We start from the raw sequence: 25,963 nt of genomic DNA on the forward strand, positions 1-25,963 counted from the left end.
CCGGGGCCCGGAGCGGGGCTCAGCCGGAGAAGGGCTCGGTCTCCTTGAGGAAGCCGCGGACGGCCAGGAACTGGCTGAGCGAGTCGCGGTGGGCGTCGCAGGCGAGCCAGGTCTTGCGGCGGTCGGGGGTGTGCAGCTTGGGGTTGTTCCAACGCAGGGACCAGGCGGCGAGGTCGCGGCAGCCCTTGGCGGAGCACTTCGGGGGGCCCTCGGGGCTGTCGGGGCCGCCGGGGGGAGTGCCGAAGAGGGGATGCGCGGGGGTGTCCATGCGGTCGATCCTATGTCCGGTCCGGGTCCGGGCATGACGACGCCGGGCAGCCACGGGGGGAGCTGCCCGGCGTCGGTCTGTCGCTCCGACGGGGGATGCGGAGCGCTAAGGAAGTATGGCACGGCGGAAGGGCCGTCGGTGCGCCTGTCCGATGATTAATTTGAGGATCGTCTGAGCTTTCGGGCGGTCATAGCGGCATATGAACGTCCATACCGGACAGCGGATTTGAGGGATTCTCAGTCCTGTGGCTGATTCTCGGCCCCCGCACCGCGACCCCCGGTGCCGCCCGGGCCGAGCATCAGCGGCGTGTCGGGGGAGAAGGCGAAGGTCGACGGCAGGCCAGGGGCGCGCTCGCGGCCCGCGTTGGCGATCAGGACGGCGAAGTAGGGCAGCAGGATGCCGCCGGCCAGCGCGGCGAAGGCCAGCCAGCGCTGGACGTCCCAGAGGACGACGGCGAGCAGGACGCACGCGGTGCGGATCAGCATCGAGACCACGTAGCGGCGCTGGCGCCCCCGGACGTCCTCGCTCAGGCTGCTGCGGGCCCCGGTGATCCGGAAGACCTGGCCGTCGTCCGCGTTCTTGGGCATGTCGTCCCCATCCGTTCCTCGGGTCGGTGCGGCCCTACGGTCGACCACGGTAACCCCGCTGACGCCGACCGGACCCACCCGGGTCCGGCGCGGCGCCCGGCGGGGCGCGCGGGTCGGGCCCGGGTGGGGGTCAGGGCGTGCGGCGCAGGTACTGGACGGGGACCGGGCCGGTCAGCCAGACGCCGTTCGCGGACACCCGGAACTCGTGCCCGTCCCGGGCCATCGCCGCCGCGTCGACCTCCAGGACGACGGGGCGGCCGTGCCGGGAGCCGACCTTGACGGCCGTCCCGGTGTCGGCGGACAGGTGCACGTCCTGCCGGGACATCGGGCGCAGGCCCTCGGCCAGGATGTACCGCAGGGTGCGCTCGGCGGTGCCGTGGAAGAGCACGTCCGGCGGGGTGGCGGCGGGCAGGCCGAGGTCGACCTCGACGGTGTGGCCCTGGCTGGCGCGGATCGAGCAGCCGTCCTCGGAGTAGGCGAAGCGGCGCTTGTTGTTGGTGGCGACCACGTGGTCCAGCTCGGCGCGGCTCAGCGGGCGGCCGTGCCGGGCCAGCGCGGCGAGCAGGGCGTCGACCTCCACCCAGCCCGCCGCGTCCAGGGTGACCCCGATGGCGCCCGGGTCGTGCCGCAGGATGCGGGAGAGCATCTTCGACGTCTTCACGGTGCGTTTCTCGTCCATCGGGGCCCCTCGGGTTCCGGTCGGCTCAGGAGGCCTGGCTGACCGAGCTCATGTTGAAGTCGGGCACCCGGACCGGCGGCATCGCTGCCCGGGTGAACCAGTCGCCCCACTCGCGGGGCAGGCAGCGTTCGGTGCGGCCCACTTCGGTGATCCGGCCGAGCAGGTCGACCGGGGACTCGTTGAAGCGGAAGTTGTTGACGGCGCCGACCACCTCGCCGTTCTCGACCAGGTAGACGCCGTCCCGGGTGAGGCCGGTGAGCAGCAGGGTGGCCGGGTCGACCTCGCGGATGTACCAGAGGCAGGTGAGCAGCAGGCCGCGCTCGGTGCGGGCGACCATCTCGTCCAGGCCCGGCGCGCCGGGGGCGGAGGTCTCCAGCACCAGGTTGTCGACCGGCGGGGTGAGCGGGAGGCCGGCCAGGCCCGCGGAGTGCCGGGTGGTGAGCAGGTTGGCCAGGCGGCCGTCGCGCAGCCAGTCGGTGGCGGCCAGCGGGGAGCCGTTGTCGAACACCGAGTCGTTCTCGCCCGAGGAGTGCGTGAGCACGAACGGGGCGGCCTGCAGGCCCGGCTCGGCCGGGTCGGAGCGCAGGGTCAGCGGCAGCGGGCTGAGCTGCTCGCCGACCCGGCTGCCCCCTCCCGGCCTGGAGAACACCGAGCGGCCCTCCACCGCGTCCCGCGCGCCGGCCGACCAGGACAGGTAGACCATCAGGTCGGCGACGGCGGAGGGCGGCAGCAGCGTCTCGTAGCGGCCGGCGGGCAGGTCGATCCGCTTGCGGCCCCAGCCGAGGCGGCGGGTCAGGTCGGTGTGCAGGGCGGTGACGTCGACGTCGGTGAAGTCCCGGGTGGCGGCGCCGGCCCAGGCGGAGGCGGACAGGTCGGCGGTCTTGGCGTTCAGCTCGACGGTGCCGGTGGGCTGGTCGTGGCGCAGCCGCAGGCCGGTGGAGCTGCCCAGGTAGGAGGTGGTGCGCTCGTGCCGGGCGAAGCCGTACAGCAGCTCGCCGTTGGCCCGGGCCCGGGCGAAGGCCTCGCCGAGGGCGGGCGCGAAGGCGGTGAACACGCCGATGTCGGTGGTCTCGGGGGCCTCGGTGAAGCGCGGGTCGGCGGCCCGGCCCGCGATCAGCGGCTGGGCGTCCTCGGCGGGCTCGGCGGCCCGGGCGGCGGCCTCGGCGGCGCGCACCAGCTGCTCGACCTCGTCGAGCGTGACGGCCTCCTGGGCGACCACGCCGGAGGCGGTGCCGGTGGCGCCGTCCGCGGTGGCGATCACGGTGAGGCGGCGGCCGCGGGTGACGCCGTTGGTGGTCAGGCCGTTGCCGGCCCAGCGCAGGTTGGCGGTGGACTCCTCGTCGGCGATCACCACGCAGCCGTCCGCGCGGGAGAGTTCGAGGGCGCGTTCCACCAGCTCGTGGGGGTGCGTGAGGGACATCAGTGACCCGCCTCCTGCTGGGTGTTGAGGACGTTGACCTGGCGGAACAGCGCGGACGGGCAGCCGTGGCTGACCGCGGCGACCTGGCCCGGCTGGGCCTTGCCGCAGTTGAAGGCCCCGCCGAGCACGTACGTCTGCGGGCCGCCGACGGCGCTCATCGAGCCCCAGAAGTCGGTGGTGGTGGCCTGGTAGGCGAAGTCCTTGACCTGGCCCGCGAGTTCGCCGTTGCGGATGGCGTAGGCGCGCTGGCCGGTGAACTGGAAGTTGTAGCGCTGCATGTCGATCGACCAGGAGCGGTCGCCGACGATGTACAGGCCGTTCTCCACCTGGGAGACCAGGCCCGCGGTGTCCGGTCCGTCGGCGGCCGGCTGGAGCGAGACGTTGGCCATCCGCTGCACCGGCACGTGCGCCGGGGAGTCGGCGTAGGCGCAGCCGTTGGAGCGCTCGAAGCCCTTGAGCTTCGCCATCGGGCGGTCGAGCTGGTAGCCGACCAGGACGCCGTCGCGGATCAGGTCCCAGGACTGGGTGGCGACGCCCTCGTCGTCCCAGCCGATGGTGGCCAGGCCGTGTTCGGCCGTGCGGTCGCCGGTGACGTGCATCAGCTCGGAGCCGTACTTCAGGCTGCCCAGCCGGTCGAAGGTGGCGAACGAGGTGCCCGCGTAGGCGGCCTCGTAGCCGAGCGCGCGGTCCAGCTCGGTGGCGTGGCCGATCGACTCGTGGATGGTCAGCCACAGGTTGGACGGGTCGATCACCAGGTCGTGGCGGCCCGCGGCGACGCTCGGCGCCCGCATCTTCTCGGCCAGCAGCCCGGGCAGCTCGGCGAGTTCGGCGTCCCAGTCCCAGCCGACCCCGCGCAGGTACTCCCAGCCGCGGCCCGCGGGCGGGGCGATGGTGCGCATCGAGTCGAAGGCGCCGGTGCGCTCGTCCACGCTGGTGGCCTCCAGCCAGGGGTGCAGGCGCACCCGCTGCTGGGTCGTCACGGTGCCCGCGGTGTCCGCGTAGAACTTGTTCTCCTGCACCGTCAGCACCGCGGCCGACACGTGCGAGACGCCGTCGGCGGCCAGCAGCCGGGCGGACCAGTCGGCCAGCAGGCCGGTCTTCTCCGCGTCCGGCACGTCGAACGGGTTCACCTCGTACGCGGAGACCCACTCGGCGGCCGGGTACACCGGCTCCGGGGCCAGCTCGACCCGCTCGGCGGAGCCCGCGGCGCGGCTGATGCCGCCCGACAGCCGGGCCACCGCCACCGCCTGCTCGGCCACCGCGGCCGCCGCCTCCGGCGTCAGGTCGACGCCCGCCGCGAAGCCCCAGGCGCCGTCCAGCAGGACCCGGACGGCGAAGCCCAGCTGCACCGTGTCCGACGAGCCGGCCGGCCGGGCGTCCCGCAGCCGCCAGGACGCCGAACGGACCCGCTCCAGGCGGAAGTCGGCGTGCGACACCCCCAGCTGCCGGGCCCGCGAGAGGGCCGCGTCCGCCAGCGGGCGCAACGGGTAGGAGAGGAACTGAGGATCCAGCGCGGAGGGGGGCATCGGGCTCCCTGGGTCGAGGGTCGGACGCGGCGGGCCGCCCCCGGCCGAGGGCGCACCCGCTCGCATCATCCCCGGCCGCAGGGCGTACGGCCAGCCAATATTCGCCGCGCCGCGCTGACGACCCGTCAGAACGGCGTTACGCCAGGGCCTCCCACCAGCCGTCCAGCTCCGGCGGGTTGGCCACCTCGACCCGCTGCCCCGGCCGCGGCACGGCCAGCGGCACGGCCTGGGCCTTGGCCTCCGCGAGCAGCCGCTCCACCGGCTCCGCCCAGCGGTGCGGCGCCAGGTTGAAGGTGCACCAGTGGATCGGCAGCAGCAGCCCGCCGCGCAGCTCCAGGTGCGCCCGCACCGCCTCCTCCGGGTTCAGGTGGATGTCGGCCCAGGCGTCGTCGTACGCGCCGATCGCCATCAGCGCCGCGTCGAACGGGCCGTGCTGCTCGCCGATCCGGGCGAAGCCCTCGAAGTAGCCGGAGTCGCCGGTGAAGAACACCTTGCGCTCCGGGCCGGCCACCACCCAGGAGCCCCACAGCGTGGTGTTGCGGGCCAGGCTGCGGCCGGAGAAGTGGTGCGCGGCGGTCAGCGTCAGCGTCAACTCGCCGAGCGTGCAGGTCTCGTCCCAGTCCAGCTCGATGATCCGGTGCTCCGGCACGCCCCAGCGGCGCAGGTGGCCGCCGATGCCCAGCGGCACCGCGAACGGCGCCGACTGCAGCTCGACCAGGCGGCGCACGGTGGCCATGTCCAGGTGGTCGTAGTGGTCGTGCGAGATCAGCACCGCGTCCACCTGCGGGAGTTCGGCCAGCTCGACCGGCACCGGGTGCAGCCGCTTCGGGCCGGTCAGCTGCGAGGGCGAGCAGCGGTCCGACCAGATCGGGTCCACCAGCACCCGGCAGCCGTCCAGTTCCAGCAGCGCCGAGGCGTGCCCGAACCACGTCACCGCGACGCCCTCGGACGCCCCGCCGGACACCTCCGGCACCGCCAGCGGCACCGGCGCGGCCGGGACCCGGCCCTCCTTCTCGAACAGCATCCGGCGCAGCGTCGCTGAGTCGGGCCGGCCCGGTGCCCCGGCGGACACCTCGGACGGCGCGTTGTGGAACACCCCGTCGCGGTACTGCGGGGACGCCCGCAGCCGCAGGTCCGACGCGTCCGGACGGCGCCCGAACTGGGCCGGGACCTCGCGCAGCGCCCACGCCGCCGCGCCCGCCAGGGCCAGCGCCGCCAGCGCCGCCAGCCTGCGGCGACCGGTCCGGTCAGGGTGTGCACCACTCATTGCGTCCGCTCCGATCGGCTCGCCCGGAATCGGCGCCCCGGGCTCTCCGGAACACCTTCGGGGCAACGCCCGCGACCTGCGCGGCGTTCCCCGCCCCCTGGATGACTCCATTGTGGAGATGCGACAGTTCTCGTCGGACGCCCCTGTCGGAGGCCGCTTCGTCCGCGCTCGCACCCTACCGATAGCGTCGCAGGTGAACTGCGCGCGCAGCCGCGGACGCACAACGTACGCACATCGAGAGAAGAGGTGGACCCTTGAGCCGCTCGGTACTGGTCACCGGAGGTAACCGGGGCATCGGCCTGGCCATCGCCCAGAGCTTCGCCGAGGCGGGCGACAAGGTCGCCATCACCAGCCGGAGCGGCGAGGTCCCGGCGGAACTCGCCAAGTACGACGTGCTGGCCGTCCGCGCCGACATCACCGACGCCGCGCAGGTCGACGCCGCCTTCACCGAGATCGAGGCCGCCCACGGCCCGGTCGAGGTGCTGGTCGCCAACGCCGGCATCACCAAGGACACCCTGCTGCTGCGGATGTCCGAGGACGACTTCAGCTCCGTCCTGGACACCAACCTCACCGGCACCTTCCGGGTCGTCAAGCGCGCCGCGGCGAAGATGCTGCGGGCCCGCAAGGGCCGGGTCGTGCTGATCTCCTCGGTGGTCGGCCTCAGCGGCTCCGCCGGGCAGGCCAACTACGCCGCCTCCAAGGCCGGCCTGGTCGGCTTCGCCCGCTCGCTGGCCCGCGAGCTCGGCTCCCGCAGCATCACCGTCAACGTGGTGGCGCCCGGCTTCGTCGACACCGACATGACGGCGGTGCTCAGCGAGGAGCGCCGCCAGGAGATCGTCTCCGGCGTCCCGCTGGGCCGCTACGCCGCCCCCGCCGAGATCGCCTCGGCCGTGCGGTTCCTGGCCTCCGACGAGGCCGCGTACATCACCGGAGCCGTCGTTCCCGTCGACGGCGGATTGGGCATGGGTCACTGACCATGACTGGAATTCTCGAAGGCAAGCGCATCCTGATCACCGGTGTGCTGATGGAGTCCTCCATCGCCTTCCACACCGCGAAGCTGGCCCAGGAGCAGGGCGCCGAGATCATCCTCACCGCCTTCCCCCGGCCCAGCCTCACCGAGCGCATCGCCAAGAAGCTGCCCAACCCCGTCAAGGTCCTGGAGCTCGACGTCTCCAACGCGGAGCAGCTGGCCGGCATCGCCGACCAGGTCCGCGAGCACCTGCCCACCCTCGACGGCATCGTCCACTCGATCGGCTTCGCGCCGCAGGACGCCCTCGGCGGCAGCTTCCTGGACACCCCGTGGGAGTCCGTGGCCACCGCGATGCACGTCTCCGCGTACTCGTTCAAGTCGCTCACCACGGCGCTGCTCCCGCTGATGCAGGACGGCGGCTCGGTGGTCGGCCTGACCTTCGACGCGCAGTTCGCCTGGCCGCAGTACGACTGGATGGGCCCGGCGAAGGCCGCCCTGGAGTCGACCAACCGGTACCTGGCCCGCTACCTGGGCTCGCGCGACATCCGCTGCAACCTGGTCTCGGCCGGCCCGATCGGGTCGATGGCCGCGAAGTCGATCCCCGGCTTCCCGGACCTCGCCGCGACCTGGGACTCCCGCTCCCCGCTCAAGTGGGACCTCACCGACCCGGAGCCGGCCGGCCGCGGCGTCGTCGCGCTGCTCAGCGACTGGTTCCCGAAGACCACCGGCGAGATCGTCCACGTGGACGGCGGCCTGCACGCGATCGGGGCGTAAGCGCTCCGCCCCGCGGGGCCCGGTGACCGCACGCGTCGCCGGGCCCCGCGGGCGTTCGGGCGGCGCGGGGCGCGGGAACGCCCGCGGGGGCTAGCGGTTCTCGGCCTTGCAGAAGCCGATCGCCCGGCCCGCCTCGTCGGCGGCCTTCTCCGGGTCGCCGGCCCGGATCGCGTCGAGGATCGCGGCGTGCGGGACCCAGCGGTGCGGGAGCAGGTCGGGGCCGACGTCGTGCCGCAGGTGGGCGCGCAGGACCTCGCCGAGGTCGGCGTAGACGGCGGCCAGGACGTCGTTGTGGGCGGCGGCGACCACGGCCTGGTGGAAGGCGGCGTCGGCCTGGATGAAGTCCTCGGGGACGCCGGCGTGCCAGGCGGCGTCGCGGCGGGCGAGCGCGGCGTCGAGGAGTTCGAGGTCGCGCGCGGTGCGGCGGAGGGCGGCGAAGCCGGCGGCGGAGGTCTCCAGGGTGGAGCGGAGCTCGGCGACCTGGTCCTGGTCGGCGTCGGCGAACCGGCGGTGCAGGACGCCCGCGAGCTCGCTGGTGGCCAGGACGTAGGTGCCGGAGCCCTGGCGGATGTCGAGCAGCCCGTTGTGGGCGAGGGCCCGGACGGCCTCGCGGACGGTGTTGCGGGCCACGCCGAGCTGGTCGACGAGCTCCGCTTCGGTGGGGATGCGGGAACCCACCGGCCACTCGCCGGAGGTGATCTGGGCCCGGAGCTGGGCGATCACCTGGTCGGAGAGCGGGGTGCGGCGGGTGGTCGACAGCGCCAAGGTCGTGCTCCTTCTGTGGTCCACGTCATCAGGATACCGGGGTGCGGTAAGTCATCCCATGATTCTATGATTGCGCCATGTCTACCGCAGCAGACCCCGCCGCCACCGAGACCGGGAGCCGCCCACCCGCCGCCCCGTCCACCGAGAAGACCACCCCCGGGGCCGTCGCCCCCGCCGCCGTGCGCAACGGCGCCGCCGTCCTGCTCGCCGTCGCGGTGGCCGCCGCCGCGGTGAACCTGCGCCCCGTGGTCACCAGCCTCGGCGCGCTGCTCGACCCGGTCCGCGACGGGCTCGGGATGAGCGCCACGACGGCCGGCCTGCTGGCCGCGGTGCCGCCGCTGTGCTTCGCGCTGCTCGGCGTCTGCGCCCCCGGCCTGGCCCGCCGGATGGGGCCGATCGCCGTGGTGACGGCCGCCATGGCCGCGATCGCGGCGGGCGTGCTGGCCCGCTCGTTCACCGGCTCCGCCGTGGTGTTCCTGCTGCTGACCGCGCTGGCGCTGGCCGGGGTGGCACTGGCGAACGTGCTGATCCCGGTGGTGATCAAGCGGTACTTCCCGGACCGGGTGGCGCCGATGATCGGCCTCTACTCGATGTCGCTGTCGGTGGGCACCTCGCTGGCCGCCGCCACCACCGTGCCGCTGACGAACGCGATGGGCGGCGACTGGCGGCTCGGCCTGGGCGTCTGGGGCCTGCTCGCACTGGTCGCGCTGCTGGTCTGGCTGGGGGTGCTGTTCGCCCGCCGGGAGAAGTCCGGCCCGGCGACCGCGACAGCGGCGGCGGGCCCGGCGGCCGCGCACGTCAAGCTGCCGATCCTGCGCAGCCGCACCGCGTGGGCGCTGGCCGCGTTCTTCGGCCTGCAGTCCACCAGCGCGTACAGCGCGATGGGCTGGCTGCCGAAGATCTACCACGACGCCGGGGTCTCGGAGTCCGCGTCCGGCGTGCTGCTGGCCCTGGTGATGGCGGTCAGCGTGCCGGTCTCCTTCCTGCTGCCGAACCTGGCCGCCCGGCGCGGCGACCAGCGGCTGTACGTGGTGGTGCTCGGCCTGGCCGGGATCGCCGGCTTCCTCGGGCTGATGTTCGCGGCCGGCACCGTGCCGTGGCTGTGGGCGGTGCTGGTCGGCCTGTCCATGTGCGCGTTCCCGCTGGCGCTGACCATGCTCGGCCTGCGCGCCCGCACCCCGGGCGGGGTGACCCAGCTGTCGGCGTTCGCGCAGAGCCTGGGCTACCTGATCTCCATCCCGGGCCCGATCCTGATGGGCGCGCTCTACCAGAGCACCGGCCGCTGGTACCTGCCGCTGGGCCTGCTCGCGCTGCTGCTGGTGCCGCAGATGCTGGTCGGCCTGCGCGCGGCCAGGGCCCGGCACATCGAGGACGAGGCCGTCCGTTAGGCTCGGCGCCATGCCAGTACTGGACCCGAACCCGCAGGGCGGGCAGAAGAAGCTGCTGCAGATGCTCGGCCTGATCGCCGCCATCGTCGTGGTCATCGCCGTCGTGGCGACGGTGGCGCAGGCGATGGGCTGAACCGCCGCCCCGGGGCGGCTCCGGAGGCACCGCCACCCGCAGGGGTGGCAGCTTCCCGGACCACGCGACCGGACGGCGGTTTTCTGCGAAGCTCTAGGGGTATGAGCGCCGACACCCCTCGTAGGATCATCGTCCTCCGCCACGCCCGGGCCGACTGGCCCAACCAGGTCAGCGACCACGACCGCCCGCTCGCCGACCGCGGCCGCGGCCAGGCCGTCGACGCGGGCCGCTGGCTGGCGGACTCCGGGGTCAACCCCGACCACGTGCTGTGCTCCACCGCGCTGCGGACCAGGGAGACCTGGAAGCTGGTCGCCCACGAGCTGCCCAAGCGGGCCCGGAAGACGGTCTACGAGGACCGGGTGTACGAGGCCCAGCCCGGCCGGCTGATCGAGGTGATCCAGGAGACCCCCGACGAGCACGCCGACCTGCTGCTGGTCGGCCACAACCCCGGCGTGCTCGGCCTCACCCAGGTGCTGGCCGGCGACGAGGGCGACACCGAGGCGCTCAACCGGCTGCGCCTGAACGGCTTCCCGCCCGCCGCGGTCGCCGTGCTCAGCTTCGGGGGCCCGTGGAAGCTGGTCGAGCCCGGAGTGGCCCGGCTCGACTCGTACTTCATGCCGCAGGACTGATCCGCGTCGGTTCAGTCCTCGGTGGGCGTGCCGTCCAGCTCGTCGGCCGCCTCGACCTCCTCGCGGGTCACCCCGAGCAGGTACAGCACGGTGTCCAGGAACGGCACGTTCACCGCGGTGTCGGCCTGCTCGCGGACCACCGGCTTGGCGTTGAACGCGACGCCGAGACCGGCCGCGTTCAGCATGTCGAGGTCGTTGGCCCCGTCGCCGATCGCCACCGTCTGCTCCAGCGGCACCCCGGCCCGCTCGGCGAACCGGGCCAGCCAGCGGGCCTTGCCGGCCCGGTCGACGATCTCGCCGGTCACCCGGCCGGTGAACTTCCCGTCCGCGATCTCCAGCGTGTTGGCGGCCGCGAAGTCCAGGCCCAGGCGCTCCACCAGGTGGTCGGTGACCTGGGTGAACCCGCCGGAGACGATCGCCACCTGGTAGCCGAGCCGCTTCAGGGTGCGGATCAGCGTCCGGGCGCCCGGGGTCAGCCGGACCTCGGCGCGGACCTTCTCGGTGATCGCCGCGTCCAGCCCGGCCAGCAGCGCCACCCGGGCCCGCAGCGACTCGGCGAAGTCCAGCTCGCCGCGCATCGCCTGCGCGGTCACCGCGGCGACCTGCTCCTCGCAGCCCGCGTGGGCCGCGAACAGCTCGATCACCTCGTCCTGGATCAGCGTGGAGTCCACGTCCATCACCACCAGGCGCTTGGCCCGCCGGTGCAGGCCCGCCCGGACCACCGCGATGTCCACCCGCTGGACCGCGGCCTCCACCGCCAGCACCGCGCGCAGCTCCTCGGTCGGCACCCCCGAGATGGTCAACTCCACGGCCGTCACCGGGTACTTGGCGAGGCGGAAGACCCGGTCGATGTTGCCGCCGGCCTCCGACACCCGGGTCGACAGCGCGGCCACCGCGGCCGCCGTCAGCGGGTGGCCGAGCACCGTCACGTGCGAACGGCCCTCGCCGCGCGAGCGGTTGTCGCCGGTGCCGGAGATGATCTCGGCCTGGAGCTTGTGCTCCTCCGCCCAGCGGTGCACCGTCACCCGCAGCGCGCCCTCGGCACCCGGCGCGGCCGGGGGAGTGACCAGCGCGCACAGCGTTATCCGGCCACGGGTCACCACCTGCTCGATGTCGATCACCTCGACGTCGAAGCCGGCGAGCCGGTCGAACAGGCCCGCGGTGATCCCGGGGCGGTCCTTGCCGAACACCTTGACCAGCAGCGTGCGCTCGGCGTCGGTGCTCACGGGCGGCGCGGCGGAAAGGGCCTGAGCGGCCGGATCAGTTGCGTTCATGGTGCCCCCCACGCTACCCGGCCCGCCCCCGTCCCGATCGCGGGCGTCCGCGAGGTGGGACGCCCGCCGGGCCGCCGCTCGGCACCCGCCCGGCACCCGCCCGGCACCCGCCCGCGGCCCCGCCCGCCGCCCTGCCCGAGCCCCGTGGGAAGCCCCGCCGCGGGCCCCGGCACCGTCCCGACCTGGTTGCCGACCGGTCACAGAAGCCCGGCCCGACTTCCGAGTACACCGGCGGGGCTGGAATGATTCCCCCGTCAGATGCAACATCCTGGGGGACCGGAGAGCGGGGCGGGCGGAGAGTTGCCGCAACTCGTACTAGAAATCGACGGCCGGCAGCGGGTACTCGAACCCGGCCGTGCCTACACCATCGGCCGTGATCCGGCCTCGGACTTCCCGTTCGACGACGCCAGGGTCTCCTGGCGGCACGCCAGCCTGAGCTTCGACGGCGCCACCTGGCAGTTCACCGACCACGGCTCCACCAACGGCACCTTCGTCGCCGGGGCCCGGGTCGCCCAGAGCGCGGTCCACCCCGGCACCGTCGTGCACCTCGGCAACGGCCAGAACGGGCCCCGGCTCGCCTTCACCGCGCCGGCCGCCGCCTCCGCCCCGCAGGGCGGCAGCATCCACGAGGCCGCCACCAGCCGGGCCCCCGGCCCGCAGCAGGGCCAGGCCCCGTACCAGCAGCAGCAGTTCGGCCCCGGGCCGGCCGCCGCGGCGCAGGGCCACCGGCCGCCGCCGGTCGAGCAGCCGATCCCGCAGGGCTGGGACGCACCCACCCCGCGCCCCGGCTTCCCGCAGCAGCAGGTCGCCGCGCCGGCCCCGCAGCAGTTCCAGCCGCCGCAGCCGCAGTTCCAGCAGCAGCCGCCGGTGCAGCAGCAGTTCCCGCCGCAGCAGCCCGCGCAGCCGCAGCCGGTGCACCAGCAGCAGGGCGGGCAGCAGCCGGGCGCCTCGGTCGGCGGGCTCGGCAACCCGACGATGATCCGCAGCCTGGCCGGCGGCCGCACCATCCGGATCGGCCGCGCGCTCGACAACGACATCGTGGTCTCCGACCTCCAGGTCTCCCGCCACCACGCCGAGCTGCGCCAGCTCCCGGACGGCCGCTGGGAGATCGTCGACCTCGGCAGCCACAACGGGATCTTCCTCAACGGCCAGCCCACCCGCCGCCAGCTGATGGGCCCGCAGGACCGGCTCACCGTCGGCCACTCCTCCTTCGTGCTGGTCGGCGACCAGCTCCAGGAGTTCGTCGACGACGGCGCGGTCTCCTTCTCCGCCCACCACCTGACCGTCGAGGTCGAGTTCAAGGGCGGCAAGAAGGTCCTGCTCAACGACGTCAGCTTCTCCGTCCCGGAGAAGTCCCTGGTCGCGGTGATCGGCCCGTCCGGCTCCGGCAAGTCCACCCTGCTGCGCGCCCTCACCGGCTACCGCCCCGCCGACCGCGGCGACGTGCTCTACGACGGCCGCAACCTGTACCGCCAGTTCGCCGAACTGCGCTCCCGGATCGGCCTGGTCCCGCAGTCCGAGATCCTGCACAAGGAACTCACCGTCCGCACCGCCCTCAAGTACGCGGCCCGGCTGCGCTTCCCCGGCGACACCGAGGCCGCCGAGCGCGACCGCCGGATCGACGAGGTGCTGTACGAGCTGCGCCTCGACAAGCGCGCCGACAACCGGATCACCGCGCTCTCCGGCGGCCAGCAGAAGCGCGTCTCGGTCGCCCTGGAGCTGCTCACCAAGCCCTCGCTGATCTTCCTGGACGAGCCCACCTCCGGCCTCGACCCGGGCATGGACCGCGAGGTCATGCAGACCCTGCGCGGCCTCGCCGACGACGGCCGCACCGTCCTGGTGGTCACCCACTCGGTCGCCGAACTCGCGCTCTGCGACCGGCTGCTGGTGATGGCCCCCGGCGGCTCGGTGGCCTACTTCGGCCCGCCCGGCGAGGCCCTGCACTTCTTCGGCTACGAGACCTGGGCCGACGTCTTCCAGGCGTTCGAGAACTACCCGGACCACGACTGGGCCGGCCGCTACCGCAACTCCGTCCACTACCGGCAGTACTCGGCCAACGTGGACGCCGCGGTCTCCCAGGTGCAGCAGCCCAACGCGCTCAACCAGCTGCGCCCGCCCAAGCCGCAGAGCTGGGGCTCCCAGCTGTGGACGCTGATCCGCCGCTACCTGGCGGTGATCGCCTCCGACAAGGGCTTCATCGCGCTGTCCCTGCTGCTCCCCCTGGTGCTCGGCGCGGTCTCCGCCGTCATCCCCAGCAAGTGCGGCCTGGCGCCCTGCGCCAGCGGCCGCAACGACATCGCCCGGCTGATCCTGATGGTCGTCGCGTTCTCCGCCTGCCTGTCCGGCTCGGCGAACTCGGTCCGCGAACTCATCAAGGAACGCGCGATCTACGAACGGGAACGCGCCACCGGCCTGTCCCGCTCCGCCTACCTGACCTCGAAGTTCATCGTGCTCGGCGCGATCAGCTTCCTGCAGGGCGGCATCATCTCGGCGATCGCCTTCAAGGTCCGCAAGCTCCCCGCCGAGGGCCTGCTCCTCAAGCACCTGCCCGCGGTCGAGATGTCCGTCGGCGTGATCCTGCTCAGCTTCACCTCGATGATGGTGGGCCTGGCGATCTCCTCGCTGGTCAAGACCGCCGAGAAGACCATGCCGCTGCTGGTCATGTTCGCCATCGTCCAGATGGTCTTCACCGGCGCCATCTTCCAGCTCTTCGACAAGCCCGGCCTCGAGCAGCTCGGCTGGCTGATGCCCGCCCGCTGGGGCGTCGCCGCCAGCGGCAACACGCTCGACCTCGCCCACGTCTCACCCGTGGTGGTGGTCAAGCCCCCGGAGACGCCCCCGCTGGACTCCATCTGGGACCACTCCGCGGGCATGATGTTCCTCAACTGGACCGTCATGATCGTCATCTCGGTGGGCATCGGACTGGCGGTCCAGCGCTTCCAGAAGCGGCACGAACCCGAGGTCATGCAGAACGGCTGACCCGCGGCGCGCACGGCGAGGGGCCCCTCCGGGGGCCCTTCGGCGTTCCCGGGGCCGCCGGACCGGGGCCCTCCGCCCTAGGTCTCCCGCCCGAGGTGGCAGCCGTGACCGCGGCGGTAGCGTGGGCGGCATGGACAGTCCCGGGTGCGACCCGTCGTTGCAGGCGATCGAGGCGGTCAGCGCCGCGGTGCTGGCGATGTCCCGGCCGCTGGAGGTCCGGGAGGTGCTGCGCCGGATCACCGCCTCCGCCCGCACCCTGCTGGGCGCCGAGTACGCCGCGCTGGGGCTGCCGGACGACCACGGCGGGTTCGCCCAGTTCGTGGTCGACGGGGTGAGCGACGAGCAGTGGCGGGCGATCGGCCCGCTGCCCCGCCAGCACGGCGTGCTGGCCTCGATGCTGCACGACCGCGAACCGACCCGGCTGACGGACGTCCGCACCGCCCCCGCCTTCGGCGGCTGGCCGGACGCCCACCCGGACATGACCGACTTCCTCGGGATGCCGATCATGGACGAGGACGAGATCGCCGGCGCCCTGTTCCTGGCCAACAAGCCCGGCGGCTTCACCGACCACGACGAGGAACTGCTGCGGATCCTGGTCGCGCACGCCGCCCTCGCCCTCGGCAACGCCCGGCTCTACGAGCGCAGCCGCGAACTCACCCTCTCCGGCGAGCGTGCCCGGATCGCCCACGACCTGCACGACGCCGTCTCGCAGAAGCTGTTCTCGCTGCGCCTGACCGCCCGCGCCGCCGCCAAGCAGGTCGACCGCGACCCGGCCCGGGCCCGCGAGAACCTCGCCGAGGTGGCCCGGCTGGCCGCCGAGGCCGCCGACGAACTGCGCGCCGTGGTGGTCGAACTGCGCCCCGCCGCGCTGGAGGAGGACGGCCTGGTGGCCACCCTCGCCTCGCAGGCCCAGGTGCTGGACCGGGCGCACAGCGCCGCGGTGGCCTTCACCGCCACCGGCGTCCGCGCGCTGCCCGCCGCCCAGGAGGCGGCCGTGCTGCGGGTCGCCCAGGAGGCGCTGCACAACGCGCTGCGGCACGCCGGCGCCGGCCGCGTCACGGTCACCCTCACCGGCACCCCGCCGCGCGGCGCGAAGCTGACCGTCCGCGACGACGGCCGCGGCTTCGACCCGGAGTCGGTGCGCCGGGCCGGCCGGCACCTCGGCCTGGTGTCGATGCGCGACCGGGCCGCCGCGGTCGGCGGCCGGCTGTCCCTGGAGTCCGCCCCGGGCCGGGGCACCCTGGTCGAACTGGAGGTCCCCGGTGCCTGACACCGCGTCACCGATCCGCGTGCTGCTGGTGGACGACCACCAGGTGGTCCGGCGCGGCCTGCGCACCTTCCTGGAGGTGCAGGACGACATCGAGGTGGTCGGCGAGGCCGCGGACGGCGAGCAGGCCGTCGAGCGGGCCGCCGACCTCGCCCCCGACGTGGTCCTGATGGACCTCAAGATGCCCAAGGTCGACGGCATCGAGGCGCTGCGCCTGCTGCGCGAACGCGGCAGCACCGCCCGGGTGCTGATCGTCACCAGCTTCACCGAGCACCGCACCATGGTCCCGGCGCTGCGCGCGGGCGCGGCCGGCTACGTGTACAAGGACGTCGACCCGGAGGCGCTGGCCGGGGCGATCCGCTCGGTGCACGCCGGCCACGTGCTGCTCCAGCCCGAACTCGCCGCCGCCCTGCTCGCCGAGGACGTCCCGGCCCCGCCGCAGGGCCGCGGCGGCACCCTCACCGACCGCGAGCGCGAGGTGCTCTCGCACATCGCCGACGGCCGCTCCAACCGGGAGATCGCCCGCTCGCTGCACCTGTCGGAGAAGACCGTCAAGACGCACGTCTCCAACATCCTGATGAAGCTGGACGTCGCCGACCGCACCCAGGCCGCGCTGTGGGCGGTCCGCAACCAGGGCTGAGCGCCCGTCGGCCCCGACGCTCAGCCCCGCCGCTCGTCCACGGCCGCGTTGTGCGCCGCCACCTGGGCCCGCCGGGCGGTGCGCTCCAGCGGGGCCAGGGCGTCCCGCCGGGCGGCCATCTCGGAGGCGGAGACCGCCGCCCCGTGCCCGCCCGCGGCGATGTGCAGCAGCGCGGACACCTGCCGGGCCGACTCCAGCACCCGCACCGCGCGCTGCGGGTAGCCGGGCGCCAGCGCCTCGCGGTGGCCGCGCCGCCGGAAGGACTCCAGCGCCCGCAGCGTCTCCGGCCCGGCCCCGGCCACGTCCAGCCGGGCCAGCACCGCGGTGGCCTGCCGCAGCCCGTCGGCGAGTTCGCGCTCGGCCTCGTCCAGCGAGGGCACGTCGGCGGGCAGCGCGTCGTTCACCGGCAGGCACTGCCACAGCACCCGCACGCCCTGGTCGCCGGCCGGCCCGTACACCTCGACCTCCGGCACCAGCCCGTACGGGACGCCGACCGCCAGGACGGCCTCGCCGGCGCCCAGCGCCAGCGAGTTGAAGGCCGGCGGCCCGGTCAGCCCGAGCGGGTGCCCGGCCACCGGGAGGGCGAGCCGAAAGCCCTTCGCGCCCATGACGCGCAGCCGTCCCAGCGCCCAGGTCAGGCCGTGCAGCGAGTCCGGGGCCTCGCCGGGCAGGCCGGTCACCCGGTGGGCGTCGTCGGTGCCCTGGACGGCGGCGGCCGCGTCGTCGGGGGAGGCGGCGCCGGTCAGCAGCGCGTTCCCCCAGGCGGTGAGCCGCCCCGAACGGGGTTCTTGGTACGGATTGTCGGCAGGAGTGGCGAGCATCGGACCAGCCTACGGACAAGCGCGCCGGGCGGGTGGCGTAGGTTTGGCCTGACACAGGTGGACCGCACCCCGAGGACCTCACGCCCAGGTCCCACGGACGGCCGGATTCTTGCATTTGGGGAAGGCGTAGGCATGAGCGACGTGCTGGAGCTGGTGGACGTTTCCGTGGTCCGGGAGGGGCGCGCGCTCGTCGATCACGTGTCCTGGTCGGTCAAGGAGGGCGAGCGCTGGGTGGTGCTCGGTCCGAACGGAGCGGGCAAGACCACGCTGCTCCAGATCGCCGGCGCCTACCTGTTCCCGAGCTCCGGCGAGGCCGTGGTGCTCGGCGAGAAGCTCGACCAGGTCGACGTGTTCGAGCAGCGCGCCCGGATCGGCCTGGCCAGCGCCGCGATGTACGACAAGCTGCCGGTCGGCCAGACCGTGCTGGAGACGGTGCTGACCGCCGCGTACGGGCAGACCGTGCACGGCAAGGAGACCTACGAGGAGCCGGACGAGGCCCGCGCCCTGGTGCTGCTCGACCTGCTCGGCATGGCCGCCTTCACCGGCCGCAAGTTCGGCACCCTCTCCGAGGGCGAGCGCAAGCGCACCCTGATCGCCCGCGCCCTGATGACCGACCCCGAGCTGCTGCTGCTCGACGAGCCCGCCGCGGGCCTCGACCTCGGCGGCCGCGAGGACCTGATCCGCCGCCTCGCCGCGCTCGCCCAGGACGAGTACGCGCCGTCCATGGTGATGGTCACCCACCACGTCGAGGAGATCGTCCCCGGCATGACCCACGTGCTGATGATCCGTCAGGGCAAGGTGATGACGGCCGGTCCGATCGAGAGCACCCTCACCGCCCGCAACCTGTCGCACTGCTTCGGCCTGCCGCTGACCCTCGAACAGCGCGGCGACCGGTGGACCGCGCAGGGCCTCCCGCTCGGCTGAATCGCGCCGCCGGGGCGAACGGCGGGAACCGGTCGTACACACGGCCGGTTTCCGCCGCCCCACCTGCGGGAAGCTACGCGGGGAGAGACCCGACTTCCCTAGGATGGAGCCCGTGGACAGCTGGATCTGGTGGCTGCTGCTCGCCGTCGCGCTGGGCATTCCGCTGGTGGTCACCGCGATGCCCGAGTTCGCCATGTTCGCGGTCGGCGCCGGCGCCGCCGCGCTGACGGCCGGTCTGGGCGGCGGCACGGTCCCGCAGTTCCTGGTGTTCGTCGGGGTCTCGGCCGCGCTGCTGGTGTTCGTCCGCCCGATCGCCTACCGCCAGCTCAAGAAGGGCCCGGGCTACCGCACGGGCGTGGAGGCGCTGACCGGCGCCACCGCAGTGGTACAGGAAACAGTCGACGGGGGAGAGGGCGGACGGATCAAGCTCAACGGCGAGATCTGGTCGGCCCGCGCGCTCCACCCGGGCTCGGTGTTCGAGCCGGGGCAGCAGGTCGACGTCGTCGAAATCCAGGGCGCCACCGCCCTGGTCGTCTAGGGGAGAAGCGTTGGAACCCGTCCTCATCGTCCTGATCGTCCTGGTCGTGGTGGCCTTCATCGCCCTGATCAAGACGATCCAGGTGATCCCGCAGGCCAGCGCGGCGATCGTGGAGCGCTTCGGCCGCTACACCCGCACCCTGAGCGCCGGCCTGAACATCGTGGTCCCGTTCATCGACACCATCCGCAACCGGATCGACCTGCGCGAGCAGGTCGTCCCGTTCCCGCCGCAGCCCGTCATCACCTCGGACAACCTGGTCGTCAACATCGACACCGTCATCTACTACCAGGTGACCGACCCGCGGGCCGCGACCTACGAGGTGGCCAGCTACATCCAGGCCATCGAGCAGCTCACCGTCACCACCCTGCGCAACATCATCGGCTCGATGGACCTCGAGTCCACCCTGACCTCCCGCGAGGTCATCAACGCCGGCCTGCGCGGCGTCCTGGACGAGGCCACCGGCCGCTGGGGCATCCGGGTCAACCGGGTCGAGCTGAAGGCGATCGAGCCGCCGACCTCCATCCAGGACTCGATGGAGAAGCAGATGCGCGCCGACCGCGACAAGCGCGCCGCGATCCTCACCGCCGAGGGCGCCCGGCAGGCCCAGATCCTGCGCGCCGAGGGCGAGAAGCAGGCCGCCGTCCTCCAGGCCGAGGGCGAGGCGCAGGCCGCCGTCCTCAAGGCCGACGGCGAGGCCGCCGCGATCCGCACCGTCTTCGAGGCCATCCACGAGGGCGACGCCGACCAGAAGCTGCTCGCCTACCAGTACCTGCAGACCCTGCCCGAGCTCGCCAAGGGCGACGCCAACAAGCTGTGGATCATCCCCAGCGAGGTCGGCGACGCGCTCAAGGGCCTCGGCGGCGCCTTCCAGGGCGTCACCGGCGGCGGCGCCACCCCGGCCGCCCCCGCCGTCCCGCCGCCGGCCGCCCGCGTCCCGGTCGACCCGGCCGCCGGTCCGCGCCCGGTGGACACCGAGAACAAGACCGCCCGCCCCCGGGTCGAGCCCACCCGCGAGTACCCCAAGATCGACGAGTAACCCGACGAGCAACCCGCAGCGCCCCGACGGGCCCCGGCCGACCCCGCGTCGACCGGGGCCCGTCCGCGTCCGCGTCTGCGTCTGCGTTCGGGGCCGGGCCGGGGCCGGGGTTGGGGTTGGGGTTGGGGCCGCCCGGCCCGGGTTTCTCGCATCGCGGAACGTATGTCCACCGTCCGGACGACCCTGGCCAAGCCGCGCACCGCTCCGGCATGATCGACCGGCGCATGACAGCAGCCAACGAGGGGGAAGCCAATGACGCTGTGGGAGATGACCGCCGTCCTGCTGGCCGGGATCGCGGCCGGAGCCATCAACACCATCGTCGGCTCCGGCACCCTGATCACCTTCCCCGTCCTGCTCGCCGTCGGCCTGCCCCCCGTCACCGCCAACGTCTCCAACTCGCTGGGCCTGGTGCCCGGTTCACTGGCCGGCGCGATCGGCTACCGGGCCGAACTCGCCGGACAGCGCCACCGCCTGCTCCGCTTCGGCACCGCCTCGCTGCTCGGCGGACTCACCGGCGCCGCCCTGCTGGTCACCCTCCCCGGCAGCGCCTTCGAGGCCGTCGTCCCGGTCCTGATCCTCACCGCCCTCGTCCTGGTCGTCCTGCAGCCCCGGGTGGCCCGCGCGATGGCCGCCCGCCGGGCCGCCGGCACCGCCGCCCCCGCCACCGACGGCGGCTGGCCGCTGCTGTTCTGCATCGGCCTCACCGGCGTCTACGGCGGCTACTTCGGCGCCGCCCAGGGCGTCCTGCTGCTCGCCCTGATGGGCATGCTGCTCCCCGACGACCTGCAGACGATCAACGGGATCAAGAACGTCCTCGCCGTGATCGTCAACGGCGTCGCCGCCCTCTTCTTCCTCTTCACCTCGCACATCGACTGGACCGCCGCCCTGCTGATCGCCGCCGGCGCCACCCTCGGCGGCGTGCTCGGCGCCAAGGTCGGCCGCCGCCTCCCGCCGATCGCGCTGCGCGGCCTGATCGTGCTGGTCGGCCTGGCCGCCGTCACCAAGCTGCTGTTCTTCTGACCGTCCCCGCCGGGCCGCTCGCACGCCGTGCGGACCGCAGGCCGACCTGCGGTCCGCGGACCCGACGGGCCGCCCCGCGCGACGTAGGCTCGGCGGTGACGGCCGCCCCCGCGGCCGCAGCCAGGACGGAGACCGCCATGAGCCGCACCCGCCTCAGCGAGGAGCAGATCGCCAACGCCCTCGCCGACCTCCCGCAGTGGACCCGCACCGGCGAAGCCATCACCCGCACCGCCGAGACCGCGAGCTTCCCCACCGCGATCAAGGTCGTCGACGCCGTCGCCGAACAGGCCGAGGCGCTCGACCACCACCCCGACATCGACATCCGCTGGCGCACCCTCACCTTCCTGCTCACCACCCACAGCTCCGGCGGCCTGACCAGCCTCGACATCACGGTCGCCCACCTGATCGACCGCGCCCTCGACGACGCCGCCTGACCCCGGCCGCCCCCGCAGCACCCCGCCCGACCCCGAACCCCGCGCAAAGCCCCGGCAAAACCCGTTCCCGCGCCGTGAGATGCTGGCCCCTTGCCAGACCGCAGTCGGGACGGACGGAACGCATGGCTCAGGAACCTCCCACGACCCCCGGGTACGACCAGCAGCCCTGGTACCCCCAGCCCCAGCAGCAGGGCTACCCGGAGCAGCAGGCGTACGGGCAGCAGGGCTACGGCTACCAGGAGACCTACCAGGACCCGCAGCAGCAGGGCTACGGCTACCCGGACCAGCAGCAGGCGTACGGGCAGCCGCCCTTCCCGCAGCAGCAGCCGTCCTACGGCTACCAGGAGACCTACCAGGACCCGCAGCAGCCGTCCTACGGCTACGCCGAGCAGCAGCAGGCGTACGCCGACCCGCAGCAGCAGGGCTACGCCGAGCAGCAGAACGGCTACCAGGACCCGTCCGCCCAGCAGCTCTACGCGCCCCCCGCCACCGAGCCGGCCGGCCACCCGGACCCGTACGGGCAGCCGGCCGCCGCGCCCGCCCCGGCCGCCGCCGCCGACTACCCGCAGACCAGCGCCGAGGACCCGTTCGCCCCCGGCGGCACCGGCGTGCCGGCCGGCTCCGCCACCGACCCGGCCGACGGCGACAGCGGCCCCGGAACCGGTCGGGAGCGTCCCGCCGCCGGCGGCTTCGCCGCCAAGGCCCGCGCCGCGGTGCTCTCCGGCGAGGGCGCACCCAGCCGCCGCGGCCTGGCGATCCGGGTCGGCGCGGGCGTCGCCGCGCTGGCCGTACTGGTCACCGCCGGCGTGCTCGCCATGTCCGACGACGGTGACAAGCCCGCGGCCCAGAGCCCCCAGGGCAGTTCGCAGAACATCGCCGTCGCCCACACCAAGTCCTGGACGGTGCCCGCCGACCAGGCCGCCGCCGGGGCCCCGGGCGCCGACGACACCCTGGTCGGCAGCTGGCTGCTGGCCGACAGCGTGGTCCGCGCCGACGGCACGGGCGTGCACGCCTACGCCCTCGCCGACGGCAAGCCCACCTGGACGCTCAAGGCCCCCGCCGACGGCGCCGTCCCCTGCGGCCTGTCCCCGGCCGTCAACGCCGCCGGCCTCGGCGCGGTCGCCTACCGCCCCGCCGCCGACCCGAAGAGCCCCTGCAGCACCGTCGCCGCCGTCGACACCAAGTCCGGTCAGGCGGTCTGGACGAAGACCCTGTCCGACGCCAAGGACAGCTACACCACCCACGTCGCCGTCACCGACGACAAGGTCGTCGCGGTCGGCGACGACAAGGCGTCCGCCTGGGCCGCCGCCGACGGCGCCGAAGCCTGGCAGTACACCGGCCAGGGCAAGTTCTGCACGCTGTCCGGCAACGCCGGCGCCTCCGTCGTGGTGCTGCACAGCCGCTGCGCCGACTCCACGCCCGCCGACCAGGCCGTCGCGCTCAACGTCTCCGACGGCAAGGTCAAGTTCTGGCGGGGCCTGAACAACCAGCCCACCACCGTCACCGTGCTCTCCGCCGAACCCGCCGTGGTGCTCACCACCGGCGAGAAGCCCGCCGACGACCGGGTGTTCGCCTGGGGCGCGGAGGGCGACCCGGCGGCGGAGATCCCGGTGGCCGTCGAGGGCGGCGGCCGGCTGGACGTCGGCCACGGCAGCTTCGACCCCGTCCCCGCCGTGTACTTCCAGGGCAGCACCATGTTCGCCGCGGTCGTCCCCGACGGCGGCGGCAACCCCACCGCGATCACCGCGTACGACCTCGCCACCGGCAAGCCGCAGTGGCGCACCCCCGTCGCCGAGAAGAGCAAGGCCCGCCCGATCGGGGTCGACGCCGGCGGCCTGGTGGCCGCCGCCGACGAACGCGGCGACCAGCCCGCCCACCTCAGCCGCTTCGCCCTGGCCGGCGGCCAGGAGACCCAGGGCGGCGCCTTCCCGCAGGGCACCGGCTCGCTGCTCACGGCCGGCCGGGTGCGCACCGCCTCCGGACACCTGGTGGCCGTCCCCGAGCACGCCTCCAACTACGGCGTGGCCACCGCCTTCAGCAGCAAGGGCTGACCCGCCCCCGCCCCCGCCCCGGCTCCGCTCCGGTCCGTGCAATGACGACGGGCCCGACCTGTCCCCTGATCAGGTCGGGCCCGTCGGCCTCTCACACGCCCGCGGCCGCGGCCGCCTTCCGGTCCTCCGGCCGCTGCGGCAGCCAGGCGGCGAGCTCCCCCAGCTCACCGGCCCGCAGCCCGAGCGCGAGCATCAGCGTCGCCTCCGGCGTCGGCTCGAACGGCCGCCGCAGCAGCCGCATCCCCGCCTGCTCCGGCGTCCGGTCCGCCTTGTGCTGGTTGCACTCCGCGCAGGCCGCCACGGTGTTCAGCCAACTGTCCGCCCCACCGCGCGACTTGGGCGCCAGGTGGTCGACCGTGGTGCCCCGCCGCCCGCAGTACGCGCACCGGAACTGGTCCCGCGCCAGCACCCCCCGCCGCGACCACGGAGCCCGTTGTCGGAACGGCACCCGCACGTACCTGGTCAGCCTGATCACCCGCGGCACCGGCAGCTGCACCCCCGAGCCGCGCACCACCCGCAGCGGATGCGCCTGCTCGACCACCGCCTTGTCCTGCAGGACCAGCACGACGGCACGGCGCAGCGGCACCGTGCTCAACGGTTCGTAGCTCGCGTTCAGGACAAGGGTGTTGCGCATAACGGGCCACCTCCAGTGCTCGCCCCCGCCGCACGGCGGTGGCACCACTGTGAACGCCCGCCTCCCCCCGAACAACGGAATTTCCGCCCCCGCACCCCGACCTGCGCCGGAGCCCCCGCACTCCGAGCGCGTAGGCTCTACCCCGCTGGAACCGTCCAGGCGCACCGCCCGCTCCCGGGCCACCGCGCCGGACCCCCGACCGAAGGAGACGCGGGACCGTGACCGACATCGTCGACGAGCTGCAGTGGCGCGGGCTGATCGCCCTGTCCACTGACGAGGACGCACTGCGCAAGGCGTTCGCGGACGGCCCGGTCACGTTCTATTGCGGCTTCGACCCGACCGCCCCCAGCCTGCACCTCGGCAACCTGGTCCAGATCCTCACCATGCGCCGCATCCAGCAGGCCGGGAACCTCCCGCTCGGCCTGGTCGGCGGCGCCACCGGCCTGATCGGCGACCCCAAGCCCACCGCCGAGCGCGTCCTCAACGACCCCGAGACGGTGGCCGGCTGGGTCGAGCGCCTGCGCGGCCAGGTGGCGCGCTTCCTCGACTTCGAGGGCGAGTACGCCGCCCGCATGGTCAACAACCTGGACTGGACGTCCGGCATGTCGGCCATCTCCCTGCTGCGCGACGTCGGCAAGTACTTCCGCGTCAACAACATGATCGCCAAGGAGGCGGTGGCCCGCCGGCTCAACTCGGACGCGGGCATCAGCTACACCGAGTTCAGCTACCAGATCCTCCAGGGCATGGACTTCCTGGAGCTGAACCGCCGCTACGGCTGCACCCTGCAGACCGGCGGCAGCGACCAGTGGGGCAACCTCACCGCCGGCAGCGACCTGATCCGCAAGGCCGAGGGCCGCTCCGTGCACGCCCTCGCCACCCCGCTGATCACCAAGGCCGACGGCACCAAGTTCGGCAAGACCGAGTCCGGCACCGTCTGGCTCGACCCCGAACTCACCACCCCCTACGCCTTCTACCAGTTCTGGCTGAACGCCGACGACCGCGACATCCCCAAGTTCCTGCGGATCTTCTCCTTCCGCAGCCACGAGGAGATCGAACAGCTCGAACGCGACACCGCCGAACGCCCCGCCGCCCGCCTCGCCCAGCGCGCCCTCGCCGAGGAACTCACCACCCTCGTCCACGGCGCCGACCAGTACGAGCGCGCCGTTGCCGCCTCCAAGGCCCTCTTCGGCCAGGGCGACCTCTCCGACCTCGAACCCGCCACCCTGGCCGCCGCCCTCGCCGAGGTCCCGAAGGCGACGGTCACCGAACTCGGCCAGCTCGTCGACCTGCTGGTCGAAACCGGCCTGGCCCCCAGCCGCTCCGGCGCCCGCCGCACCATCAAGGAAGGCGGCGCCTACCTCAACAACACCAAGGTCACCGACGAGGAAGCCGTCGCCACCGCCGACGACCTCCTGCACGGCCGCTGGCTCGTCCTGCGCCGCGGCAAGCGCAACCTCGCCGCCGTCGAACTCGCCGACGCGTAACGCGACATCCGCATGCGCTCCGCATGCGAGGTCCGCACCGTCAAGTGGCCTGAAACAGGCTGCGGTTGACCTGCGGACATGGTGAACAGGGGCCCGATCCAGCCAGATCGGGCCCCGCCATGTTTGACTCGCCCCTCCCGGTGTCCTAACGTAGGTCGAGTCGCCTGAACCGGCTGAGACCGGGAGGCGGAACCCCCCAAACCCTGATGAGCGACTCGTCGCGCGTCCGTTCGGATTTCCGGATGGAAAAGCGGACCGAATAACTCTGGTAGAGTTCGGGAGCGCCGAAAGGCCAAAGCAAATCGGATCGAATGAAACTCCGGGAAAACGGAGCGGAAAACATCTGATAAGCTGGGAACACGAAAGAACGAAGCGCCCGGAGGGTCCGCAGGAATGCGGTCCGAAGGAAGTGTCCGTTCCTTGAGAACTCAACAGCGTGCCAAAAGTCAACGCCA

At 73.5% G+C, this 25,963-nt stretch carries 25 protein-coding genes; 15 read left to right on the top strand and 10 right to left on the bottom strand.

Annotated features, from left to right (window positions below; all coding sequences use genetic code 11):
* Window positions 1–19 precede the first annotated feature (19 nt).
* The 6 genes from IH44_RS0120710 to IH44_RS0120735 form a co-directional block, all read right to left on the bottom strand.
* On the bottom strand, window positions 20–268 hold the full coding sequence (locus IH44_RS0120710; RefSeq protein WP_030461138.1) for a hypothetical protein: 249 nt from the start codon (window positions 266–268) through the stop codon (window positions 20–22).
* A 236-nt stretch (window positions 269–504) separates the two neighbouring features.
* Window positions 505–855 carry a DUF3099 domain-containing protein gene (locus tag IH44_RS0120715; RefSeq protein WP_030461139.1) on the bottom strand — a complete coding sequence of 117 codons (351 nt, stop codon included), beginning with the start codon at window positions 853–855 and terminating at the stop codon, window positions 505–507.
* 130 nt (window positions 856–985) lie between these two features.
* Window positions 986–1,534 carry an RNA 2'-phosphotransferase gene (locus IH44_RS0120720; protein WP_030461140.1) on the bottom strand — a complete coding sequence of 183 codons (549 nt, stop codon included), beginning with the start codon at window positions 1,532–1,534 and terminating at the stop codon, window positions 986–988.
* Between the two features lie 25 nt (window positions 1,535–1,559).
* Window positions 1,560–2,954: a metallopeptidase TldD-related protein gene (locus tag IH44_RS0120725; RefSeq protein WP_030461141.1), complete on the bottom strand. Its 1,395-nt coding sequence runs from the start codon at window positions 2,952–2,954 to the stop codon at window positions 1,560–1,562.
* Window positions 2,954–4,480, bottom strand: coding sequence for a TldD/PmbA family protein (locus tag IH44_RS0120730; RefSeq protein WP_030461142.1), 1,527 nt, complete (start codon window positions 4,478–4,480; stop codon window positions 2,954–2,956). Before IH44_RS0120730 ends, IH44_RS0120725 begins: the two co-directional genes overlap by 1 nt.
* A gap of 136 nt (window positions 4,481–4,616) precedes the next feature.
* Window positions 4,617–5,747, bottom strand: coding sequence for an MBL fold metallo-hydrolase (locus IH44_RS0120735; protein ID WP_030461143.1), 1,131 nt, complete (start codon window positions 5,745–5,747; stop codon window positions 4,617–4,619).
* A gap of 254 nt (window positions 5,748–6,001) precedes the next feature.
* On the opposite strand from IH44_RS0120735, the gene fabG reads away from it, so the two are divergent.
* Together fabG and fabI are read left to right on the top strand one after the other, a co-directional pair.
* On the top strand, window positions 6,002–6,721 hold the full coding sequence (fabG, locus tag IH44_RS0120740) for a 3-oxoacyl-[acyl-carrier-protein] reductase (protein ID WP_030461144.1): 720 nt from the start codon (window positions 6,002–6,004) through the stop codon (window positions 6,719–6,721).
* 2 nt (window positions 6,722–6,723) lie between these two features.
* Window positions 6,724–7,491 (top strand): enoyl-ACP reductase FabI, encoded by a 768-nt coding sequence (gene fabI, locus IH44_RS0120745; protein WP_030461145.1) that lies wholly within the window; start codon window positions 6,724–6,726, stop codon window positions 7,489–7,491.
* 90 nt (window positions 7,492–7,581) lie between these two features.
* Here fabI and IH44_RS0120750 read toward each other — a convergent pair whose 3' ends face one another.
* Complete coding sequence (locus IH44_RS0120750; protein WP_030461146.1) at window positions 7,582–8,256, bottom strand: FadR/GntR family transcriptional regulator; 675 nt, start codon at window positions 8,254–8,256, stop codon at window positions 7,582–7,584.
* A 77-nt stretch (window positions 8,257–8,333) separates the two neighbouring features.
* On the opposite strand from IH44_RS0120750, the gene IH44_RS0120755 reads away from it, so the two are divergent.
* The 3 genes from IH44_RS0120755 to IH44_RS0120765 all read left to right on the top strand — a co-directional run bounded on the left by IH44_RS0120755 (window position 8,334) and on the right by IH44_RS0120765 (window position 10,406).
* Complete coding sequence (locus IH44_RS0120755; protein ID WP_030461147.1) at window positions 8,334–9,644, top strand: MFS transporter; 1,311 nt, start codon at window positions 8,334–8,336, stop codon at window positions 9,642–9,644.
* A gap of 10 nt (window positions 9,645–9,654) precedes the next feature.
* Window positions 9,655–9,777: an SGM_5486 family transporter-associated protein gene (locus IH44_RS49140; protein ID WP_255358097.1), complete on the top strand. Its 123-nt coding sequence runs from the start codon at window positions 9,655–9,657 to the stop codon at window positions 9,775–9,777.
* A 101-nt stretch (window positions 9,778–9,878) separates the two neighbouring features.
* The gene (locus tag IH44_RS0120765) at window positions 9,879–10,406 is read left to right on the top strand and encodes a histidine phosphatase family protein (protein WP_030461148.1); all 528 of its coding nucleotides are present in this window, start codon (window positions 9,879–9,881) and stop codon (window positions 10,404–10,406) included.
* 11 nt (window positions 10,407–10,417) lie between these two features.
* Here the strand turns inward: IH44_RS0120765 and serB are convergent, their stop codons facing one another.
* A complete protein-coding gene (gene serB, locus IH44_RS0120770; RefSeq protein ID WP_030461149.1) occupies window positions 10,418–11,680 on the bottom strand; it encodes a phosphoserine phosphatase SerB in 1,263 nt (420 codons plus the stop codon).
* A 258-nt stretch (window positions 11,681–11,938) separates the two neighbouring features.
* On the opposite strand from serB, the gene IH44_RS0120775 reads away from it, so the two are divergent.
* From IH44_RS0120775 to IH44_RS0120785, 3 genes are all read left to right on the top strand, one after another.
* Window positions 11,939–14,659 (top strand): FHA domain-containing protein, encoded by a 2,721-nt coding sequence (locus tag IH44_RS0120775; RefSeq protein ID WP_232795025.1) that lies wholly within the window; start codon window positions 11,939–11,941, stop codon window positions 14,657–14,659.
* 130 nt (window positions 14,660–14,789) lie between these two features.
* Window positions 14,790–15,929, top strand: a complete 1,140-nt coding sequence (locus IH44_RS0120780; protein ID WP_030461151.1) for a GAF domain-containing sensor histidine kinase — start codon at window positions 14,790–14,792, stop codon at window positions 15,927–15,929.
* Window positions 15,922–16,566 (top strand): response regulator transcription factor, encoded by a 645-nt coding sequence (locus IH44_RS0120785; protein WP_030461152.1) that lies wholly within the window; start codon window positions 15,922–15,924, stop codon window positions 16,564–16,566. Before IH44_RS0120780 ends, IH44_RS0120785 begins: the two co-directional genes overlap by 8 nt.
* Window positions 16,567–16,586: 20 nt before the next feature.
* On the opposite strand, the gene IH44_RS0120790 is transcribed toward IH44_RS0120785, so the two are convergent.
* Window positions 16,587–17,387, bottom strand: coding sequence for a hypothetical protein (locus IH44_RS0120790; protein WP_030461153.1), 801 nt, complete (start codon window positions 17,385–17,387; stop codon window positions 16,587–16,589).
* 132 nt (window positions 17,388–17,519) lie between these two features.
* On the opposite strand from IH44_RS0120790, the gene IH44_RS0120795 reads away from it, so the two are divergent.
* From IH44_RS0120795 to IH44_RS0120820, 6 genes are all read left to right on the top strand, one after another.
* Complete coding sequence (locus IH44_RS0120795; protein ID WP_030461154.1) at window positions 17,520–18,311, top strand: ABC transporter ATP-binding protein; 792 nt, start codon at window positions 17,520–17,522, stop codon at window positions 18,309–18,311.
* A gap of 103 nt (window positions 18,312–18,414) precedes the next feature.
* Window positions 18,415–18,849: an NfeD family protein gene (locus tag IH44_RS0120800; protein WP_030461155.1), complete on the top strand. Its 435-nt coding sequence runs from the start codon at window positions 18,415–18,417 to the stop codon at window positions 18,847–18,849.
* 10 nt (window positions 18,850–18,859) lie between these two features.
* On the top strand, window positions 18,860–19,885 hold the full coding sequence (locus IH44_RS0120805; protein ID WP_030461156.1) for an SPFH domain-containing protein: 1,026 nt from the start codon (window positions 18,860–18,862) through the stop codon (window positions 19,883–19,885).
* A 252-nt stretch (window positions 19,886–20,137) separates the two neighbouring features.
* Entirely contained in the window at window positions 20,138–20,905 is a 768-nt protein-coding gene (locus IH44_RS0120810; RefSeq protein ID WP_030461157.1) for a sulfite exporter TauE/SafE family protein, read from the top strand.
* A 137-nt stretch (window positions 20,906–21,042) separates the two neighbouring features.
* Window positions 21,043–21,339, top strand: coding sequence for a 4a-hydroxytetrahydrobiopterin dehydratase (locus IH44_RS0120815; protein ID WP_030461158.1), 297 nt, complete (start codon window positions 21,043–21,045; stop codon window positions 21,337–21,339).
* A 122-nt stretch (window positions 21,340–21,461) separates the two neighbouring features.
* Window positions 21,462–23,390: a PQQ-binding-like beta-propeller repeat protein gene (locus tag IH44_RS0120820; RefSeq protein WP_030461159.1), complete on the top strand. Its 1,929-nt coding sequence runs from the start codon at window positions 21,462–21,464 to the stop codon at window positions 23,388–23,390.
* A gap of 91 nt (window positions 23,391–23,481) precedes the next feature.
* Here the strand turns inward: IH44_RS0120820 and IH44_RS0120825 are convergent, their stop codons facing one another.
* On the bottom strand, window positions 23,482–24,024 hold the full coding sequence (locus IH44_RS0120825) for an HNH endonuclease (protein WP_030461160.1): 543 nt from the start codon (window positions 24,022–24,024) through the stop codon (window positions 23,482–23,484).
* A 218-nt stretch (window positions 24,025–24,242) separates the two neighbouring features.
* Here IH44_RS0120825 and tyrS point away from each other — a divergent pair, with 218 nt between their 5' ends.
* Window positions 24,243–25,508 carry a tyrosine--tRNA ligase gene (tyrS, locus tag IH44_RS0120830; protein WP_030461161.1) on the top strand — a complete coding sequence of 422 codons (1,266 nt, stop codon included), beginning with the start codon at window positions 24,243–24,245 and terminating at the stop codon, window positions 25,506–25,508.
* Window positions 25,509–25,963 lie beyond the last annotated feature (455 nt).

This window comes from Kitasatospora sp. NRRL B-11411 (genome assembly GCF_000721345.1).
GTDB lineage: Bacteria > Actinomycetota > Actinomycetes > Streptomycetales > Streptomycetaceae > Kitasatospora > Kitasatospora cineracea.